Here is a 14,501-nt window from a genome sequence, read left to right as displayed (position 1 = left end):
AATTTGTCGGGGATTTCCGGAGAAATCGATCAGGCGACCGTGCGGCTCCGGCTTACCGGCAATATGACGGTGGCCGGCATGACTGCAAGGGGTGACCGATTGATCGAGAGAGCCGACTGCAGCCGGGGCGGACGCCGGATAAAGAGTCGGGAGAAGAGGGGGCCACTACGGTTCCTTCTTTTTTTGTGCGACAGCATAATTCGCATACAGAAGCACATACCTCGCATGATCGTTGAAGGCTTGCCGCCTTTGCCGGCGCTCGCGAGACCGCGAATCCCAAAAATAGCGGAACTGACGTACGGTATTGACCCGAAAAGCAGTGCCGGCAGCAAAATAACGGAAAACCATTCCTCTATTCCGCTGTTCACTACCCCGAGTCACCCCCAGAGAGCGAAATAACGGAAGCCAGTGCCGTTATATTCAGAAGTGCTGCGACTTTCGAGACAATAGCGGAAACCAGCGCCGCTATATTTAGGCAACGTCTTGTCATGCCATCCCAAAACGCCTCCAGCTTGTACGCGGATTATGCGGTCGTAGTTTTTTTGTGAATATGTCTTGACAGCATAAATTTAATATGTCATTATGAAATTATCAAAATGACATTATTGATGCAAGCCTGAAAGGAGCGGTCTCTCATGAACAAATGGCTTTCCTTTGTCGGACTCCTTGCCGGGGTCGGCTTGATCGGCTTCACCTCTTCGACGGTTTTGGAGGCCGTCGCTTCCATCACCGGCTTGATCAGCGTCTGGCTGACGGCCCGGGAGCATATTTGGGCTTGGCCGACCGGATTGGTGAGCGTCGTCTGCTTTTTCTACATTTTCTATGACGTGAAGCTGTACGCGGATATGACGCTGCAGTTGTTCTTCTTCGTACTGAGCGTTTACGGCTGGATCGTTTGGCTGAGCGGGCGGGGCGGCGCCAAAGTACGTCCGACGGCCCGGATTGCCGGCAGGACGGCGCTCGGACTCGGCTTCCTTCTCGTAGTTGCTACGGTTGGCTGGGGATTTGCGCTGCATCAATATACGGACGCTTCGGTTCCTTATTTGGACGCCTTTATCGCCGTAACGAGCATTATGGCCCAATACTTGCTGTCGAGAAAAATATTGGAATGCTGGTACGGATGGATTGCCGTCGACGTGTTATCGATCGGCATGTACGCCTACAAGGGACTGGATGCGGTTGCCATCCTGTACATCATTTTCCTCTGCATCGCCGTGTCGGGCCTGCTCGGCTGGAGAAAACAATACATTACGCTGCATAGAGGAGGCGGAATCGGTGCATGAACGGATCGGGCTGACGCTCGGGAAATTCGCGCCCTTTCATAAGGGGCATCAGCTGCTGGTGGAAACGGCGCTTGCGGAAATGGACCGCGTCATCGTCGTTATCTATGACTGTCCGGATACGACGCCTGTCCCGTTGCCGGTCCGGGCGAATTGGATTCGGAGGCTGTACCCGGCGGCCGAGGTGCTGGAGGCGTGGGACGGACCGGCCGAGACGGGGTATACGGCGGACATTATGCGCAAGCAGGAGCGGTATATACTGGAGCTGTTGGGCGACCGCCAAGTGACGCACTGTTATTCCAGCGAATTGTACGGGGAGCATATGAGCGAGGCTCTTGGGGCGGCGAACCGCCAAGTCGACCGCGATCGGGTACGGATCGCCGTATCGGGAACGGCCGTCCGGGCCGCTCCGTTCGAGAAGAGGCACCTCGTCGATCCGCTCGTATATGCCGATCTCGTCGCCAAGGTCGTGTTCGTCGGGGCGCCTTCTACGGGGAAGACGACGATCGCCGAGGCGATGGCGAAACGGATGAAGACGGTATGGATGCCGGAGTACGGCCGCGAATATTGGAAGCGGCACCAAGTCGACCGGAGATTGGCGCCGGAGCAGCTCGCGGACATCGCCGAAGGCCATCTGGAACGGGAGGAGACGCTTGTCGCCGATGCCCGCGACTATATGTTCGTCGACACGAATGCGATTACGACCTATATGTTCGCGCTGGATTATCACGGCTTTGCGCTGCCCCGGCTTCGGCAATTGGCGGAGCGTGCAGTACCCCGCTACGATCTCGTGTTTCTGTGCGGCGACGACATCCCGTACGACGACACGGTCGACCGTTCCGGCGACCAGCATCGGCGCACATTCCAGAAGAAAATTGTTGCCGATCTGCTTGTCCGGAACGTGCCGTTCATCCCGCTGTACGGAAGTCTCGAAGAACGGATGGAGAAGGTGGAAACGGTATTGAAGCGGTACGCGAAATACCGGAGCTTGGGCGAGTTGGTTTAACCACTTGGGGAAGGGAAGGGGATAGAGAAGATGGAAGCATTCACGTTTTTCTGGAGGACGGAGTCGCCGTTCTCCCAATGGCATCCTTGCTCGTTCGCGATCGACGGGATCGCCTACAATTGCGCCGAGCAATATATGATGTATCGGAAGGCGATGCTGTTCGGCGATGAACGGATCGCGGCGCAAATCCTGAAAGCGAAATCTCCGGTCGAGCAGAAGAAGCTCGGACGGCAAGTCCGGCATTTCGATCGGATCCGGTGGGAGCAAATATGCAAGGAAGTCGTAACGAGGCCAACCGGGCGAAATTTGCGCAAAATCCGGAGCTGCTGCGGCAACTGCTGGATACGAAGGGCACAACTCTTGTGGAGGCAAGCCCTGACGACACGATCTGGGGCGTCGGGTTGGCCGAAGAAGACCCGGCTATCCGGGATCGCCAAGAATGGAAAGGGACGAATTGGCTCGGCGAAATATTGACGAAGCTGCGGGAAGATTTTATTGACGGAAGCCGCCGGGAGTGATGGGGACACAAGCCTTCTCTCGCCGGATATTGGTCGCTGTGTGGCAAGCGGTCGTCATGGTCATCTGCGGATGGGTGTGTCTGGTTCATTAACCGGCTCCTCCGCACGCCCGAGGCCAGGGAAGCGCCGGACGCCCGGAACCGTCTACGGTTTGCGTCGGGATATCCGACCTTCCCTTTGCCTGCTTCGTTATCGTTGAACGCGGCCCTCGGGCCTCCTCCTATACCGCTAAGACACGGATGCACTTCATCGAAAGGCGTTATAGAATTAATAAATTTTCGGTCCTTGTAAACGAAGTAAATTGCATACCAAGAAAAAACTTCCTCTAAATCGCGGTCGCTCCTCCTTGAAATACGTCGTTAGACGGTTTTCTTACTTCGCTTTCGATTCCGCAATCGCTTTGTTGGCCCCTTCCTCCGCCTCTCTGAGCGCGGTGTTGATGTCCTTCAGGCCCGTGGCGACATCTTTGAACGCAGCATCCATAAAGCCGCGTACGACACTGTCATATTTGGTCTGATAAGCCGGAGGCGCGACTTGCTTCGGGATGAAGGCGCTTATGTTTTTGCCTTTGAACTCCGGAAGGGAGGAGGCCAGCGCCGCTTGGATGCTCTTGTTGTTCAGCACGGTGATGTTTCCCAGCTTCGACGCTTCCATCTGGTATTCATCCGAAGTCAAATAGGTGAGCACCTCGAAAACCTCATCCTTGTATTTGCTGGTGGACGAAACGTAGAAGTAGGTCGGATACGGCTGGGGTCCCATCCCCGGAGCTTCTTTGAAGGTCGGAAACTGGACGTAATCGACGTTCATGCCGGCATCGACCCATACCCCCTTGACGTTCGTTCCGGAAACCATCGAGATCATGGCGACGTTCTGATCTTTAACGAAAGTGTTTAAACCGGGAGTGCCGGAAAACAGGCTTTTATCGGTCTGATTGCCCGGAACCCGGTACAGGTTGGCGAATTGGTCGAAAAAGTTTTTCCATTTGTCGGTGTTGACGACAGCCTTGTCGGTTGCCGGATCGATGAAACCGAGCGATAACGGATTGCGGAGAATGGTGAAATTGGTAAACAGCAGCGATCCGCGATATTGGACTCCGCCTTCTACCCGGGACATCCTCTTGGTCAGGTCGATAAATTGTTCCCACGTCATATCGTCCTTCGGATAGGAGACGCCGAATTTATCGAACAAATCTTTGTTGTACGTGATGGCGGTAGGGCTTCCGACGATCGGCAGCCCGTACATCCCGCCGTCGGCCAATTGCTTGGCCAGCGCGACCGTTCCGGGATCGAGCCGGTTCAAATCGTACTTGAACTTCTTGATTTCGGGCGTAATGTCGTATTTCAGTCCGGTATCCAGTAGGGCGGCGTAAAAATTGTTGAGCGATGCCAGGACGATATCGATCTGCTGCTTGGAGGCGACCATCTCGGGCAGCTTGGAGCTCGCATAATCGACGAACTTCAGCTTAATATGCGGGAACTTTTTCTCGATCGCGGTCGCATAGTTCGTTACGAATGCTTCGTTCGTCCAGCCGAATATGGAGTCCTTGACGACCAGCTCGATCGGCTCCTTCGGTTTTGCTGCCGCAGCGGGCGGCGCGGGCTCGTCGACTGCCTTGGTGCCTTTCGATTCCCCGTCCTTGACGCTCCCGCCGCCGCATGCGGACGCGAGCAGCGCAAGGGCCAGTATAGCGACCGGTACGCCCGCCATGCTGTGGGCCCTCTTCTTGGCGGCAGGCCATGCGGGCTCAATCCGTTTTCTCCATCTGTTGTTCATGCTTGCAACTCCCTTGTCTGTTTTTTGAATTGCCGCACGGAATTCACGCATTCGACTTATGCATTCCATACGATTGCTCGAGTTCATTCTCCGTCAATCGCCGCTTATCCGGTAGTGCGATTATTTAAGGTGAGGTGCGATCGTTTGGCTTCAGCCGTTGCAATTATCCGATTATAGTGCGATTTTCGCGCTTCGTATCGATAAATACGCGATGATCGCCCCGTCCGGTTCGATTTACACCGCTGCGAGGAGATGCTACGATATTGGCGAGAGAAAGAGAGGGGGAGATCAAGATGAGGCTGATTCCGGATAATTTCCGCAACGTGTATTTTCGTCGGCTGTTTCTGTCCTACTCCGTCGTTGTCATTGTGATCTCCTGCCTGTCCGGCGCGTTTATATACGACAAGGCGAGGCGGGTCGGGAGCGACGAGATGCGGCGCGAATCCCGCGACCGGCTGAACGAGCTGAAAACGTACATCGAGAGCGCTTATATGGATCGATTTAAAAGCGCTTTCATTAAAGACATGTTGTCTTCGCCCGATTCCGCCGGAAGCATGCGCCATATTTTTTACGACCAGTACGATCCGAACATTTATCAAATCTTTCGCGTCGTGAATCACCTGAAGGCGATGGTCGCGGCCAACCCCGGTACCGAATCGGTTTCGCTTTATTTCGCGAATATGAAGTTTATCGTGGATCCTTACACGTTTTTCAAAATTACGGACACGTATCCCGATTATGAGCTCCTCGGGAGCATCGAAAGCGATCCGAGCCTGCTCAACAGATGGCTGGTGCGTACGAAATCGTACGGTGCCGGAGTCACCGACAGCCTGCTCACTTATGTGTACACGTTCCCGAATCAGCACGATCTGTATATGCTGATCGATTTGCCGGTCGGCGGGATGAGGGAGCTGCTCGACTCCCAGCTACGGTCTCCGGAAGAGAAGCTGATCATGTTCGATCCGACCCATACGTTCGTTATCGGCTCCAGCAACGTTTCGGAGCGGGAGCTTGCCGATAATGCGGATCGATTCGGGCAGCGAAGCGGAGGGGGCATGAATACGAGCGGAGCCTCCATCTCCTTCGTACAGGATGCGGGACAGCCTGACGGCTGGATATACGCGTCGGCCCGTCCGCCGTCCTCGGTATCCTCTCCGGTAGGGGCGCTGCAGCGGCAAATTTTGCTTGTGCTCGCAGGGGTGCTGATAGCCGGTCTGACAGCTTCTTATTATTTGACGGTTTACACATACAGGCCTTTGCGCTACATGCTTCACAAGCTGAAACATGTTCAAACGGGAATGATGCCGGTTCAACTGCGCAACGAGTTTCATGTAATCGAAGATATTGTGACCGGAGTGCTGCATAAAGTCAATCAAATGAAAGGGCAGCTGGATGAGAAAAAGCTGCTTGCCCTGCTGCACGGACGGCTTGACGCCGGGGAAATGCCGGAGCAGCTTCCGCCGGACTCCCGCTTTACGGTCGTCAATGTAAGGACGAACGAGGGAATGGCTAAGGAGCTGCTGGCCGCCTTCCGCCAGCTGCCTTCATCGGTACCATATGCCGTTGTCGAGAAGCATGCGGGCGAATTCAGCCTGCTGTTCTACTCGGCGGAGCCGGACGGGGGAGCGGGACGGATCCGCGCCGAGCTGGAGCGGTTTCGGATCGCGGACCGGGAACGGGCGGACCGTTTCGTGGCGGGGATCGGCAGCATGGCGGAAACGACGGAGGACATTCCCAAATCGCACGAGCATGCAGCGTGGGCTCTCCGGTATTCGTTCGTAATGGAGCGGAATCCGATCATCGAGTATGAGGCGGTCAAAGACCGCGACGAGCTCCCTTCCATCCACTACGAGCCGTTCGAGAATGCGCTTCGTTCCGGAGACTGCGACGCCGTCCTGCAGTTTATAGACGAATTCGAAGCGGTGTTGCGGCGCGAGCATATCGCGCTCGAAGCCGTCGAGCTCGCGCTCCTGCAGCCGATGATGATTTTGTCGAAGGTCATGGTGGACATGAACGCGAGGGAGAAAATATTCCCGTTTACGCTGCTTTTCCGGGATTTCCGGCAGAGCACATGCCGGGAGACGGTCGTCCGGATCCGCGAGCAAAGCGTACAAGTGGCCCGGCATATTCAGCATTACTTGCAGAGCCGGGTGCAGCACGATCTGATCCGACAAATCAAGCATTATATCGATACGCATCTTCACGAGACGATATCGCTCGATACGTTGTCCGAAATGGCGGGACTGTCGACACCGTACCTATCGAAGCAGTTCAAGGACATTTTACACGTTTCCTTTATCGACTACTTGACTAACGCCAGGATGGAGCGGGCGCGCGAGCTGCTGCATACAAGCGACCTGTCCGTGACGGCGATCTCGGCGCAGGTGGGCTACAGCAACCTGCAGTATTTCAGCTCGCGGTTTAAAGCCAAATTCGGCGTCACACCGTCGCAATACCGCAGCGCCTCCAATCGGAAGCACGTCCTTTCGGCCGATGCGGGGGAATAGCAAAAGACGCTGTAGGTTTTTGCTGAAAATTGTCGGGACTGCAGCGAAAAACGTAAATGTTTCGTGAAAAAAAATCGGGCATACGGACTATTTTGTCGAGAGAACATCGTGCATTATAATGAATAACACGTTCTTGATAACGAAAAAACAATGGAAGCTGCGGCAGCCGCGGAAGTCCGGTATGCGCAAGCCCGAGAATACGGGCTCCGCGGAGTTGCCGTATAAGGGCTTTGTACGAGCAGACAGCTTCGACCCGCACACCCCGTTCGTCTCCTTGTCGTCCCGTCAGTATTTGGTTAACAAACCTCGATCGGCATGGTATATTGGGAATGGATGAATGAGATCGAGATCGTTAAAGGGCGGTTGTAGATGATAGGCGAACGAATCCGGGTCCTCCGGCTTGGAAAAGGATGGTCCATCTCCGAGCTTGCGGACAAAGCGAACGTAGCGAAATCGTACATTAGCAGTATGGAGCGGGACATTCAGAAAAATCCTTCCATTCATATGCTCGAGAAAGTCGCGGAGGCGTTGGAGGTTCCGGTAGACGCGATCCTGAACGATCCGGAGCGCGGGCCGAAGGAGCGATTGAACGACGAATGGCTGGAGCTTGTGCGTGAAGCGATGGCATCCGGCGTGACGAAGGAGCAGTTTCGGGAATATCTCGAGTTTAATAGATGGAAGAGGACCAATAACAAATAAAGACGTACGCAGCACGGTTTTCGGGTATTGCCTATAGCATATTCTCGGGCGGAAATGGAGAGTGGCATGCCGGACGCACAGGAGAATCATGCGCTCCAGTTGGACGAAGAATGGGTGGAGCTGATTGTTTCGGCCCGAAGCATGGGGCTGTCTTTGGAGGAAATACGCCTATTTCTGGGCGGCTCGAATCGGTCTGCCGCGAAGCACTCCCCGACCGTCGTTCCGACGTCGGCCCCTTGATGCAATCTTGACGCGAGAAACAGTCCGTGCGAATCGTTCGCAGGGGCTGTTTTCACGGAAGGGTATCGTTGAGGTAATGCTCCAGCGCTCGATGGAAACGGTGGAATGGTCTGGACAACAGCTGTATGTTTTTTCTCGCTATAGCTTGCTTGGAATGGTTTCTCCATATCGTTAATTCGTCCAGACTGCGGTCGATTTGTTCCCTCAGGTCGATGATGTAGCCTTTCCTCGGTTTCGATTCCGCCAAAGCCTTCAAGTCCTCGGCAAGCTCGGAGCCGAGAAGCCGGAGATTGTGCGGGGACAATGTCTTCCGTACCGTAAAATGCTCGGGCGTATAGTCTTCCCGGTAATCCCGTCCGGGGACTTGCTTCCAGAACGATTCCCACTCCCGCAGCAGCTCCGTCTCGTACAGAAAGTATCGGAGAAATCCGCACAGCCATGCCGTGCAGCTCGTGTTCCTAAGCTTGCAGCCGATCCCGTCGGCCAAGTTCCGGCATCCTTTGCAGCAGGAGCCCCCGTTATCGATGCAGACGCCGCATATTTGGTCCGAGCCGATCGCGTTCAAGTAATCGGTGCCTTGTTCGATCACCTTGGTGCGGGTGGTCGGTTTATGTTTGCCGGTCGGCGCGAGCGTATTGGACGGTGTGTCTATGGAACCGGATTCGGACATGAAATTCCTCCTGATAAATATTCGTATATTTGATTATTTGAATATATCCATTATAAATCCACATGCTCCAAACCGCAATTGACCTTCATTGCTTCAAAGCTTCGTCCCGTTTATGAACCGGGGCTTCTTTTGTGCTATGATACATCATATAGGTTAACAGACGAAGGAGAAAGCGGTCATGAACTTGGAGCTCCAACAATTCAAATCCGAATTTTTTAAAGCATTGGCCCATCCGTTGCGGATTCGCATTCTCGAATTGTTGTCGGAAGGCGATAAAACGGTCAACGAAATTCAATCGATTATCGGCAGCGAAGGGTCCGCCGTATCCCAGCAGCTTGCGATTTTGCGAAGCAAAAACGTCGTGTTCGGCATCAAGGAGGGGACGTCCGTCATATACAGCTTGCGGGATCCATTGGTCAAGGACTTGCTGAACGTGGCCAAGCAAATTTTCGACAACCACCTTGTCGGCACGATCACGCTGCTGGAGCATATGAGAGCGTCGGAGCAGTAAACCGGAATCAATGTCTCGAACGAGGTATTGATTTTTTTTGCCTACGGGCGTACTATTTCCATATATTCAAATAATCAAATATTATAACGAAAAGAAGAAGGGATCGTATGAAAGCGTCGGGAAGATATGAGGGGTATGGCATGAAGTCGCTGCGTCGCGACCTGATTGCCGGGCTGATCGTCGGTATCGTCGCCATTCCGCTCGGAATGGCCTTCGCTATCGCATCGGGGGTAAAGCCCCAGTACGGCATTTATACGACGATCGTGGCGGGCATTCTCATTTCTTTGCTGGGAGGATCGAAGTTCCAGATCGGCGGACCGACGGGCGCCTTTATCCCTATTCTTCTGGCCGTCGTCCTGCAATACGGGTATGACAAATTGCTCCTCGCCGGTGTGATGGCAGGGGTTATTCTTGTTCTGATGGGCCTGTTCAAGCTCGGCGCGCTCATCAAGTTTATACCCAGGCCCGTTACGATCGGGTTTACGTCCGGGATCGCGGTCGTCATCTTCTCCGGACAAATCGCCAATTTCCTCGGCTTGACCGGCCTTGAGCGCCATGAGCATTTTTGGCCCAACATGCGGGAGATTGCCCGGCATCTGTCTTCCGTAAACGGGTACAGCGTCTTGACCGCCCTGATCAGTCTGGCCATCCTTCTTCTTCTGCCGAAACGGTTCCCCAAGCTCCCGGCCTCTCTGATCGCGCTGCTCGTCTCGGGTATTGTCGCAGCCGTATTCTTCGACGGCCGGTTGGCGACAATCGGCTCGACCTACGGGGCTATCCCGAGCGCGCTTCCTACATTCGCCATCCCGTACGTCTCGCTGGACCTGATGCTGGAAATGCTGCGGCCCGCCTTGCTGATCGCCCTGTTAGGAGGCTTCGAATCGCTGCTGTCGGCGGTTGTCGCGGACGGGATGTCCGGCAGCAGGCACAACAGCAACCGGGAGCTGATCGGACAAGGAATCGCCAATATCGTCACGCCGATGTTCGGCGGAATTCCCGCCACCGGGGCGATTGCGCGCACCGCGACGAATATTAGAAGCGGGGCCGCTTCGCCATTGTCCGGTATCATTCACGGCTTTGTCGTTTTGTTGACACTGGTAGTATTTGCCCCTCTGGCCTCCTCTATTCCATTGGCTGCCATGGCGCCTATTCTGATGGTAGTGGCGTGGAATATGAGCGAGAGAAAAGAGTTCGCGCTCGTCTTGAAGACGAGAACCGGCGATTCGATCGTCCTCGCCGTCACGTTTGCGCTTACGGTATTTACCGATTTGACCACTGCGGTCGAGGCTGGACTTGCGATCGCGGTCCTTCTTTTTGTCAAACGCATGAGCGCCAACCTCGTCGTGGGGAAGGAGGACCAAGACCATCCCGAACTGCTCGTATACGCCATAGAAGGACCGCTGTTCTTCGGCACGGCGAGCCGGCTCGGCAAGATGATTATGCCCGAGGAGCCGCTGCGTCCGAAGACGCTGCTGCTTCGCATGGAGAAGGTTCCGTATATCGACAGCTCCGGCGAATACGTCATCTCCGTCATATTGAAAACGTATAAGCAGAGCGGCGTTCGCGTTCTCGTATCCGGCATCCGGCCCCAGCCCGAGTCGTATTTGAACAAAACGGGCTTGGCTCGTATGATAGGGAGAGACCATTTTTTTGCACAGTACGAGGAAGCCGTTCGTTATGCGCTGGGAAAGCTTGACCGTGAGGATGGGGCGGCGGGGTGAGCGTCGCCGTGCGAGCCGGGCAGGACGCGCCTTCGTGCAACGACGCCGGACGGAACCGTAGTGCGGGAAGCGGCGAGCGCGGAGGTGCGCTTTTACGGCAGGAGGGATCGCCATGACAGAGAAAGAAAGCTATACGGTAATACCGGAACTGAGCGAGCGGTTGAAGCAGACGATCGTCGGTGTTCATCGGGAACGCGGCACCGAATGGATTGCCGGCTTCGGAGAGCTGCTTCGCCACTGCGAGGAGCGATGGGGCGTCCGATGGAGGGAGCCGTATCCTCCGTCGTATCATTTTGTCGCTCCTGTCGCGCTGCCCGACGGGACGGAAGCGGCGTTGAAGCTGGGCGTGCCCGGCAAGGAGCTGCTCGCGGAGGCGGAGACGCTCCGCATCTATGCGGGCCAAGGCGCGGCGCGGCTGCTGGAGGCCGATCCCGAGCGCGGCATTCTGCTGATCGAACGGCTGAAGCCGGGACGAACGCTGCATAGCGTGCCGGATGACGAGGAAGCGGTCGCGATAGCGGCAGGCATTATGCGCAAGATCGCCCGCCCGGCGCCGGAGCGGGGGATGTTTCCTTCGACGGCGGATTGGGCCGGCGGACTGGGCAAGCTCCGCCTGCATTTTCATGGAGGCACCGGGCCATTGCCGGAGCGGATCGTGGAAAGGGCGGAGAAGCTGTACGCAGCCATGCACGCGACGGTACGGCAGCCGCTGCTGCTGCACGGCGACCTGCATCACGGCAATATGCTGTCGGCCGAGCGGGAGCCTTGGCTTGCGATCGATCCGAAGGGAGTCATCGGGGAAGCGGAATACGGGGTCGTCCAATTTCTGCTTAACCATTTGCCGGAGCAAAACGCCGGGAAAGTAATCGAACGCCGAATCGGCCAGTTTGCGGAGGAGCTCGCGCTCGACAAAATCCGGATCGTCTCGTGGACGTTTTGCCATACGGTACTGTCAGCCTGGTGGCATATTGAGGACAACAGCCCGGGCTTCGAGGCTGCGCTCCAGACCGTGCATGCCGTCGAAGAGTTGTTGGGGTGAATCAGTTTGTGCGGGGTAATGTCCTTGGTTCGATCGTGGAGACACATGAAGAACTCAAAGCGCATGAAGCAAGGGCAGCTAAAGAGGGAAGAAACCTAAGACAGTAGCCCTTCACGGCAATAATGAACCAAGGTAAGTCATTAGTGAACTTCATTGTTACTGCTTAGGCAGTGAGAGATGAACGGTCGGGATAACGGACACCTCAGACCTTATTGGGCGAAAAAGGGGCGAATTAGCAACCGAACGGACCTTATTGCGTGCAACGGGGCGCTTTTCGGCCCGTTTCCGAGCCGATAACGGCTCTCCCGTCCGTTAGCCGGATCGAAGAAGGGCATTCGCCCCAATAGCGTCGCTCCTGTCCGTTAGCCCGGGGGTACCTGTGGCGGCTGCGTTTCCGCGTCCGGTCCGCTTGTTACGGGCCATGCTCGGATAAGGGCTCCTTCGCCTGAGTAGTAACACTTCATTACGCTAAATGGTTGATTTTGGGCGGGATTTCGTCATTACTGAACTTCATTTTACTGAATGTAAGTTCACAATGACTGAAATTGGGTTCACTGTCGATTCTCCTTGCAAGTGCGGTCGCAACGGTCCTATCCGGAATAGTTGGCGTCCGTATCGATAGCGAATTCAAGACAATAAAGAACCTCCACCCCACATAAAGTGTGGTCTGGAGGTTCTTCTCGTTTACATTGAAACGGGTCCATTCGGAATTTCCGTATGGGGGAGACTCTTTGGTTAACAGCGTTAAAGAGCCGTTTCGACGATACCGATGCCATTCTTGATCCGATCTTTGCTTTCGGACAAATATTGCTTGGTCCAATCGTTCAAGCCCGTCATGCCGAAGCTCCTGTACATGCCGGTGTAGACGATGATTTCCCTCAGCCGGAGAAAGAGGGGGAGCCGCTTCAGCCACTCGTCCGAAATCGCGTTTTCCTTGGCGTAGCCTGCCAGGAAAGGCTAGAGGAAACGCCTGCATTGAATATTCCTCTCCGGCATGCCGTCATTCCCGAACACGTAGACCATGTGGTACAGCTGAATGGCGAGATCCTCAATTTTTATTTCGTCGATTTTGCGGCTCCGTCCGGGTATTTCACGACAGGCCATTTCTGCTTGCGCAGCGCGTCCATCAATTCGGGCCCGACATGCAGGGTGTCCTGCACGAGCTCGCGAGGGGTCAGCGCCATCCATTGATTCAGCGACACGTCGGCGAAGCGGTCGCTCTTGAACATTTCCAGAAACCATACGCTTTGATCGCCCGTGTTCTGAATGTAGTGTCCGAAGGCGAACGGCACATAGCCCACATCTCCGGCCCTGTAGTCGAAGGTGCGGGCTGCGCCCTGGGCGGCGAACACGGTCATGCGCGCCGTGCCCGAGAGATAGTATTGCCACTCGTCGTTGTTCGGGTGCCAGTGAAGCTCCCGCATGGCTCCAGGCTTCACCTCTACCAGCGCGGCCGCGATCTTCACGGAGATGGGGAAGTTGGTAGAATCTACGATGCGCACCGTTCCGCCGGGTGTCCGAATCGGCTCTTGGGCGAGCAGCCTGTGGGTGAAGCTCTTCGGCACGGTGCCGTATGGATCGGGTACTTTCTGGCTCTCGAGCGAACCGGGTACTTGGGCTTGGAAGATGTAGCGCTGCTCCTTCGGGATGTGGGCAAAAGCGCTTTCGGGGACGCCGAAGTTGGCGGCGAGCACGTCCTTGGGCGTATGCGCGAACCAATCCGTAATCGAGAACGTGTTGATGTCGGAGAAATTGCCGTCGTCGAACACGAGCAGAAACTCGCAGCCTTCCTCCAGCCCTTGGATCGAATGAGGAATACCGGGGGGGAAATACCACAGATCGCCCACGCCGACATCGGCGATGACGTTCCGTCCATCCTGATCGACCGCGGTGATGCGCGCCCGGCCCAAGATGATGAACGCCCACTCTGCCTGCTGATGCCAATGAAGCTCCCTGACGCCGCCCGGCGTCAGCCGCATGTTCACTCCCGACATGGTAGTGGCGATCGGCAGCTCCCTTACGGTCACTTCCCGGGACCAGCCGCCGTGGTTCAACTGCATATGCGTGTCGGAGAACGAAAATCTCATATTGGGGATCGTCCCGGCGTCGGTTACCGGAGGCACGAGCAGATCGGGGTTCTCCATATCCCGCATCACATCGCGGGGACCGAAATCGGTCGCTCCGGCACCATCCTCGCGTATAGGCTGAGGGATGCTGCCGAACGTCGGTTGATTCCGTGCTTGATCGTCCACAAAGCACACTCCTTTTTTCCATTTGTTGTTGCAGCACGAGTGCTGAGCATGCAGCAATGTATGCAGGTTGGCGCGGAATTATGTTCGGAGCGAGCATTCCTTAAGCACTGTGTCATGATGGCAATTCGCACATGTAGATTAGGGCGCTGCGCGGTGATTAGTGAAGGCCAGATTAGAGGAGCTGCGCAGAGGGAGTGTCCCTAAGAGAGGGTGGCTAAGAGAGCGAAGCGTGCAAAGTAGGTGAAGAGAGCAGAGAGCAGAGAGCAGAGAGCAGAGAGCAGAGAG

The 14,501-nt window shown here is 55.6% G+C and carries 12 protein-coding genes and 1 pseudogene; 10 read left to right on the top strand and 3 right to left on the bottom strand.

The window, feature by feature from the left end:
• The 4 genes and pseudogenes from FE784_RS41720 to FE784_RS39430 all read left to right on the top strand — a co-directional run.
• Positions 1–399, top strand: a 399-nt coding sequence (locus tag FE784_RS41720; protein ID WP_218103883.1) for a hypothetical protein, incomplete at its 5' end; no start/stop codon positions are given.
• 236 nt (positions 400–635) lie between these two features.
• Entirely contained in the window at positions 636–1,283 is a 648-nt protein-coding gene (gene pnuC / locus FE784_RS39440; RefSeq protein ID WP_139607786.1) for a nicotinamide riboside transporter PnuC, read from the top strand.
• Positions 1,276–2,286 carry an AAA family ATPase gene (locus FE784_RS39435; RefSeq protein WP_246132392.1) on the top strand — a complete coding sequence of 337 codons (1,011 nt, stop codon included), beginning with the start codon at positions 1,276–1,278 and terminating at the stop codon, positions 2,284–2,286. Before pnuC ends, FE784_RS39435 begins: the two co-directional genes overlap by 8 nt.
• 30 nt (positions 2,287–2,316) lie before the next feature.
• A pseudogene (locus tag FE784_RS39430) lies at positions 2,317–2,804 on the top strand (NADAR family protein).
• Positions 2,805–3,176: 372 nt separating this feature from the next.
• On the opposite strand, the gene FE784_RS39425 reads toward FE784_RS39430, so the two are convergent.
• Positions 3,177–4,577, bottom strand: coding sequence for an ABC transporter substrate-binding protein (locus tag FE784_RS39425; RefSeq protein WP_176706853.1), 1,401 nt, complete (start codon positions 4,575–4,577; stop codon positions 3,177–3,179).
• A gap of 263 nt (positions 4,578–4,840) precedes the next feature.
• On the opposite strand from FE784_RS39425, the gene FE784_RS39420 reads away from it, so the two are divergent.
• From FE784_RS39420 to FE784_RS39410, 3 genes are all read left to right on the top strand, one after another.
• Positions 4,841–7,084, top strand: a complete 2,244-nt coding sequence (locus FE784_RS39420; RefSeq protein WP_139607783.1) for a helix-turn-helix domain-containing protein — start codon at positions 4,841–4,843, stop codon at positions 7,082–7,084.
• A 369-nt stretch (positions 7,085–7,453) separates the two neighbouring features.
• The gene (locus FE784_RS39415) at positions 7,454–7,783 is read left to right on the top strand and encodes a helix-turn-helix domain-containing protein (protein WP_139607782.1); all 330 of its coding nucleotides are present in this window, start codon (positions 7,454–7,456) and stop codon (positions 7,781–7,783) included.
• 66 nt (positions 7,784–7,849) lie between these two features.
• On the top strand, positions 7,850–8,023 hold the full coding sequence (locus FE784_RS39410) for an anti-repressor SinI family protein (protein ID WP_139607781.1): 174 nt from the start codon (positions 7,850–7,852) through the stop codon (positions 8,021–8,023).
• Between the two features lie 52 nt (positions 8,024–8,075).
• Here FE784_RS39410 and FE784_RS39405 read toward each other — a convergent pair whose 3' ends face one another.
• A complete protein-coding gene (locus FE784_RS39405) occupies positions 8,076–8,693 on the bottom strand; it encodes a hypothetical protein (RefSeq protein WP_139607780.1) in 618 nt (205 codons plus the stop codon).
• Between the two features lie 178 nt (positions 8,694–8,871).
• Here FE784_RS39405 and FE784_RS39400 point away from each other — a divergent pair, with 178 nt between their 5' ends.
• The 3 genes from FE784_RS39400 (at position 8,872) to FE784_RS39390 (ending at position 11,964) form a co-directional block, all read left to right on the top strand.
• Positions 8,872–9,204 carry an ArsR/SmtB family transcription factor gene (locus FE784_RS39400; RefSeq protein ID WP_139607779.1) on the top strand — a complete coding sequence of 111 codons (333 nt, stop codon included), beginning with the start codon at positions 8,872–8,874 and terminating at the stop codon, positions 9,202–9,204.
• A 107-nt stretch (positions 9,205–9,311) separates the two neighbouring features.
• Positions 9,312–10,925, top strand: a complete 1,614-nt coding sequence (locus tag FE784_RS39395) for a SulP family inorganic anion transporter (protein WP_139607778.1) — start codon at positions 9,312–9,314, stop codon at positions 10,923–10,925.
• 112 nt (positions 10,926–11,037) lie between these two features.
• On the top strand, positions 11,038–11,964 hold the full coding sequence (locus FE784_RS39390) for an aminoglycoside phosphotransferase family protein (RefSeq protein WP_139607777.1): 927 nt from the start codon (positions 11,038–11,040) through the stop codon (positions 11,962–11,964).
• Positions 11,965–13,019: 1,055 nt separating this feature from the next.
• Here FE784_RS39390 and FE784_RS39385 read toward each other — a convergent pair.
• Positions 13,020–14,216, bottom strand: coding sequence for an oxalate decarboxylase family bicupin (locus FE784_RS39385; protein ID WP_139607776.1), 1,197 nt, complete (start codon positions 14,214–14,216; stop codon positions 13,020–13,022).
• Positions 14,217–14,501: the final 285 nt, after the last annotated feature.

The organism is Paenibacillus hemerocallicola (genome assembly GCF_006265175.1).
In the GTDB taxonomy this organism is placed as follows: domain Bacteria; phylum Bacillota; class Bacilli; order Paenibacillales; family NBRC-103111; genus Paenibacillus_AB; species Paenibacillus_AB hemerocallicola.
The sequence above is the reverse complement of the archived record's forward strand: the minus strand, read 5'-3'. Positions and strand labels throughout refer to the sequence as shown.